Origin of the sequence: Lysinibacillus odysseyi 34hs-1 = NBRC 100172 (genome assembly GCF_001591965.1) — a bacterium.
Lineage (GTDB): Bacteria > Bacillota > Bacilli > Bacillales_A > Planococcaceae > Lysinibacillus_B > Lysinibacillus_B odysseyi.
On record NZ_BCVX01000012.1, the window covers coordinates 160,644 to 166,643 of the forward strand.

General features: G+C 41.2%; 3 protein-coding genes. All 3 read left to right on the top strand.

The features are described from left to right. Positions 1 to 6: 6 nt before the first annotated feature. The 3 genes from gyrB (at position 7) to BOD01S_RS18535 (ending at position 5,719) form a co-directional block, all read left to right on the top strand. A complete protein-coding gene (gyrB, locus tag BOD01S_RS18525; RefSeq protein ID WP_036152194.1) occupies positions 7 to 1,932 on the top strand; it encodes a DNA topoisomerase (ATP-hydrolyzing) subunit B in 1,926 nt (641 codons plus the stop codon). 28 nt (positions 1,933 to 1,960) lie between these two features. Next, positions 1,961 to 4,438: a DNA gyrase subunit A gene (gene gyrA / locus BOD01S_RS18530; protein ID WP_036152196.1), complete on the top strand. Its 2,478-nt coding sequence runs from the start codon at positions 1,961 to 1,963 to the stop codon at positions 4,436 to 4,438. Positions 4,439 to 4,627: 189 nt separating this feature from the next. Next, positions 4,628 to 5,719, top strand: coding sequence for an HD-GYP domain-containing protein (locus BOD01S_RS18535; RefSeq protein WP_036152197.1), 1,092 nt, complete (start codon positions 4,628 to 4,630; stop codon positions 5,717 to 5,719). Positions 5,720 to 6,000 lie beyond the last annotated feature (281 nt).

Consider the following 6,000-nt stretch of genomic DNA (forward strand, 5'->3'; position numbering starts at 1 on the left):
AACAAGGTGGCTTTAGAGGAAAATAAAGTACAGCAAAATTATGATGCTGATCAAATACAAGTTCTAGAAGGCTTAGAGGCGGTTCGAAAACGTCCGGGGATGTATATCGGTTCTACGAGTTCAAAAGGTTTGCACCATCTTGTATGGGAAATCGTTGATAATAGTATCGATGAAGCGCTGGCTGGATTCTGTACGGATATCATAGTAGCGATTGAACCGGATAACTGGATTCGTGTAGAAGATAATGGCCGCGGTATTCCGGTAAGTACTCAGGAGAAAATGGGGCTTCCAGCCGTTGAGGTTATTATGACGGTTCTTCATGCAGGGGGGAAATTTGGCGGCGGCGGTTACAAAGTATCCGGTGGTCTGCACGGTGTAGGGGCCTCGGTTGTAAACGCGCTATCTATTGCTACAGAAGTATATGTCAAACGTGATGGGCATATTCACTTAATTAAGTTTGAACGGGGCCAAACAATTCAGCCATTAAAAGTTATTGGGGAATCAGAGGAAACAGGTACAACAACCAGATTCAAGGCCGACAGCGAAATTTTCCGCGAAACTACGGAATATGAATATGATATTTTAGCAACTCGCTGCCGTGAGCTTGCTTATTTAAACCGTGGCATCCGTATTACAATTCGAGATGAACGTGAAGAGGAAGTACGTGAAAATGTATTCCACTATGAAGGTGGTATTCGCTCATATGTGGAACATTTAAACGCCAACAAAGAGCCGATTCATGAACCGATTGATGTCTTTGGAGAAAAAGACGGCATTTCAGTTGAAATTGCTATGCAATATAACGCGGGCTTCAATTCAACTATCATGTCATTCGCCAATAATATTAATACGTATGAAGGCGGTACACATGAATCCGGATTTAAAACTGCTTTAACACGTGTTATTAACGACTATGCACGTAAAGCAGGGTTGATTAAGGAAAATGATGCAAACCTGACAGGGGAAGATGTACGTGAAGGATTAACAGCCATTGTGTCAGTAAAACATCCAGACCCGCAATTTGAAGGACAAACAAAAACAAAGCTTGGAAACTCTGAAGTCAGCCAAATTACAAATCAGCTGTTTACGGAAGGATTCGAGCGCTTTTTACTTGAAAACCCTTCAGTTGCACGTCAAGTTGTTGAAAAAGGAACGATGGCTGCACGAGCACGTGTGGCAGCAAAAAAAGCACGGGAATTTACACGCCGTAAATCAGCTTTGGAAGTTTCGAGTCTTCCGGGGAAACTTGCTGACTGCTCATCAACAAACCCAGAAGAATGTGAAATTTATATTGTAGAGGGTGATTCTGCCGGAGGATCTGCCAAGTCAGGGCGGGACCGTCACTTCCAGGCAATCTTGCCGCTTCGTGGTAAAATCCTGAATGTTGAAAAGGCCCGGCTTGATCGTATTCTTTCCAATGCGGAAATCCGTGCCATGATTACGGCGTTCGGTACAGGAATTGGGGAAGAGTTTGACTTAAATAAAGCACGTTATCATAAAATCATTATTATGACAGATGCCGATGTAGATGGAGCACATATTCGTGTGCTGCTGCTTACGTTCTTCTTCCGATTCATGCGCCCGTTAATTGAAGCTGGCTACGTATATGCAGCGAAGCCACCTCTTTACCAGGTAAAACAGGGAAAACATTTAGAATACTGTTATTCTAATGAAGAGCTTGCAGAGATTTTAGAACGTCTGCCAAGCGTTCCAAAACCGAATATCCAGCGCTATAAGGGGCTTGGAGAAATGAATGCAGAACAACTGTGGGATACAACGATGGATCCGGAACACCGTACATTAATTCGTGTAAATCTTGACGATGCGATTGAAGCAGATAAGATTTTCGATCATCTCATGGGGGATGAAGTAGGCCCTCGTCGTGATTTTATCGAAGAAAATGCAGTGTATGTTCAAGATTTAGATATTTAGTTAGTGCAAATGGAAGGAGGTCCTTATTGTGTCTGACATTCAACATGGAAACATTGAGTCTAGAAATATTACAACTGAAATTAAAACATCATTCCTAAGTTATGCGATGAGTGTAATCGTCTCTCGTGCCCTGCCGGACGTACGGGACGGACTTAAGCCTGTACATCGTCGTATTTTATATGGCATGCAGGAGTTAGGGAACACTGCAGATAAGCCATATAAAAAGAGTGCTCGTATTGTGGGAGATGTAATGGGTAAATTCCACCCGCACGGTGACTCTTCTATTTACGAAGCAATGGTGCGTATGGCGCAAGACTTCAGCTACCGCTATATGCTGGTGGATGGACATGGTAACTTTGGCTCTGTCGATGGTGATGGGGCAGCAGCTATGCGTTATACAGAATCACGTATGTCCAAAATTGCAATGGAGATGCTTCGGGATATTAACAAAGATACCATTGATTACGGTCCAAACTATGATGGCAGTGAGCGTGAACCGCTTGTATTGCCGGCACGGATTCCAAACCTGCTTGTAAATGGCGCCGCTGGTATTGCTGTAGGGATGGCAACAAATATTCCTCCGCATCAATTAGGCGAGGTTATTGACGGGGTATTGGCTGTTTCCGAAAACCCGGCTATAACAACTGAGGAACTAATGGAAATTATTCCGGGCCCGGACTTTCCGACTGGTGGTTTAATTCTGGGGCGTTCAGGTATCCGCCGCGCTTATGAAACAGGCCGCGGTTCATTGCTGATACGTGCCAAAGTAGAAATCGAACAAAAACCGAACGGCAAGGAAACGATTTTAGTTTCTGAATTGCCATACCAAGTGAATAAAGCGAAGCTAATCGAAAAGATTGCGGAGCTTGTACGTGATAAAAAAATCGACGGCATTACAAATCTTCGAGACGAATCAGACCGTAATGGTATGCGTATTGTAATCGAAGTGCGTCGTGATGCGAATGCAAATGTTGTTTTAAATAATTTATATAAACAAACTGCTATGCAATCAAGCTTTGGGGTCAATATGCTTGCTTTAGTAGACGGCCAGCCAAAAGTACTTTCATTACGGGAAATGCTTTATCATTATTTAGAGCACCAAAAAGTAGTGATCAAGCGCCGTACAGCTTTTGAGTTACGGAAGGCGGAAGACCGGGCTCATATTTTAGAGGGCTTGCGTATAGCGTTGGATCATATTGATGAAATCATTTCTATTATCCGTAGCTCCCGCAGCGGGGATGAAGCAAAACCAGTATTAATGGAGCGCTTCGATTTAACGGACCGGCAGGCACAGGCAATTCTTGATATGCGCCTTGTTCGTTTAAGCGGATTAGAACGCGAAAAAATTGAAGCAGAGTATCAAGAACTTCAAGTACTGATTGCGGAATTAAAAGCAATTTTAGCTGACGAAGCGAAGGTTGTAGAAATTATCCGAAATGAGCTGGCGGAGATTAAAGAGCGCTACAATGATACTCGCCGTACAGAAATTACTGCTGGCGGCCTTGAATCAATTGAAGACGAAGATTTAATCCCACGTGAAAATTCAGTAGTTACGTTAACACATAACGGGTATATTAAACGTTTAGCCGCAAATACGTACCGCAGCCAAAAACGCGGGGGACGCGGTGTGCAGGGAATGGGAACAAATGAAAATGACTTTGTCGAACATCTATTGTCCACTTCCACACATGACACGATTTTATTCTTTACTTCCAAAGGGCGTGTTTTCAAAGCGAAGGGATATGAAATCCCTGAGTTCGGACGTACAGCGAAAGGTCTGCCGATTGTTAACCTGTTGAATATTGAAAAGGGCGAGCACGTAACAGCGATGATTCGTATAGAATCGTATGATGAAGATGCCTTCTTCATTTTCACAACGAAAACAGGTATTACAAAACGTACACCAGTTTCTCAATTCGCAAATATCCGTACAAATGGATTGATTGCGATCAGCCTGCGCGAAGATGATGATTTGATATCTGTCCGCCTAACAGACGGTAAAAAGCAAGTAATCATTGGAACGCATGATGGTATGCTTGTCCGTTTCCAGGAAGAGGACATTCGCTCCATGGGACGTACAGCTTCAGGAGTACGGGGAATTAAGCTTCGTGATGGTGATTATGTAGTCGGCATGGAAATCTTAGAAGAAGGCCAAGAGATTCTAGTTGTAACCGAGAAAGGCTACGGAAAACGTACTCCAGAGTCAGAATATCGTCTGCAGAGCCGTGGCGGTGTAGGTATCAAAACTATTCAAGTAACTGAAAAGAATGGGCCTATGTGTGCCGTGAAGACGGTGGATGGTGCCGAGGATATTATGTTAATTACTATTAATGGAATGTTGATCCGGATGGATGTTAATGATATTTCCATTATCGGCCGTAGTACACAGGGAGTCCGTTTAATCCGCTTATCCGATGAGGAATTGGTGGCAACCGTTGCGAAAGTAAATAAAGAAGATGATGCAGATGCTGAGGAAATAGAGGAAGCGGAAGTATCAGGCGAATAATAAATGGGGAACAACTAATCTGCTGATTAGTTGTTCTTTTTTTAGTTAGCCTAAAAGATAGTGATAGATACTTTTAAAATGGTTCGAAATGCCGCAAAGGAAGTGCTAGGAAAACAATTTAACACTTCCATTTGTTTACATGCTCCGTTACAATGAAAGAAAATTACTAATCAAAGGTGGTATTTAGTAATGGACGCTACATATATGTACATATCAGAATTAACGCCCGGGAAAGTTGTAGCTGAAGACATTTTTGCTAACACAAAACACTCCATTTTACAAAAAAATACAAAAGTTAATTATGAGCATCTACATGTGTTAAAAGCATTTAATATTTCAAGGGTTTTAATATTTAAAGATGAAGATGTACCTGCACCTACGGAGATAAATGGTAGGGAGATGATCATTGATGTACCGGTGCCGGCAATTTCCCCTTTTTTACGTTACTATGAAGATGGCGTAGCGTATTTAAAAAAGGAATTTCAAAATTGGCAGGCAGGCGCAAGAATTGATATTACAAAAATTCGCAATAAAATGATTCCCCTGTTAGAGATTGTCTTAGCTGAACGTTCTCATATATTTGATTTAAACAGCTATTCAAATCCGAAAGATTATTTATATCACCATTGCATCGCCACAGGCCTTATTTCAAGTATCATTGTACAAAAAATTGGCCATGACCGAGGGACGGCTATTCAAATGGCTCTTGCAGGAATGTTGGCGGATTGTGGAATGGCTAAGATTTCCGCAAGAGTAAGGGATAAAAAAACTGCCCTTTCGGAGCAGGAGTTTTTAGAAATCCGTAAGCATCCTATTTATAGCTATCAAATGGTAAAAGATTTAACGGCTATGAAGACTGATATGAAAAAAGCCATTTACTATCATCACGAAAGATTAGACGGCAGCGGCTATCCAGAAGGGAATCGGGATGCGAATGTGTTATTTTATTCCCAAGTAATCGCAGTTGCTGATGTTTTCCACGCGATGACAAGTGAACGTTTGTATAGATCAAAACAATCCCCATTCCGTGTAATAGAAATGATCAAGGAAGAGGAGTTTGGGAAATTTGATATTAAAGTAGTACAGGCATTGATTGATATCGTAGCAGATTTGCCAATCGGAACTAAGGTGGAATTATCAAATATGGAGCATGCAGAAGTGATGTTCATCAACCCTTATGCGCCTACAAGACCTTTAGTGAAATTATATAGCACCGGCGAAATTATCGACTTAGCGACAGTTCGGCAGCTATACATTTCTAGAATTCTTCCCAAAGCTTAATTATGCAAAGCCCTATATCGATATGGAATATAGGGTTTTTCTTTATTAAATTATTTTAATAAAACTATTGACGTATGATGAAAAGCTTGATATTATAAGTGAGTCGCTAATTTATGAATAAATAACCCAGTAAAAAAGTTATTGACTTTATAATAAAACGATGATAAGATATAAAAGTTGCTGTGAAATACAGCATCAAAAAACTTTTTAAAAAAAGTATTGACACAAACTTCGGTAAAGTGTTAATATATAAGAGTTGCTGCTAACGAGCGGCAACAAAA

Coding starts and splice junctions, on each gene's coding strand:
- BOD01S_RS18535 (WP_036152197.1), top strand. CDS start 4,628: ATGGACGCTACATATATGTACATATCAGAATTAACGCCCGGGAAAGTT.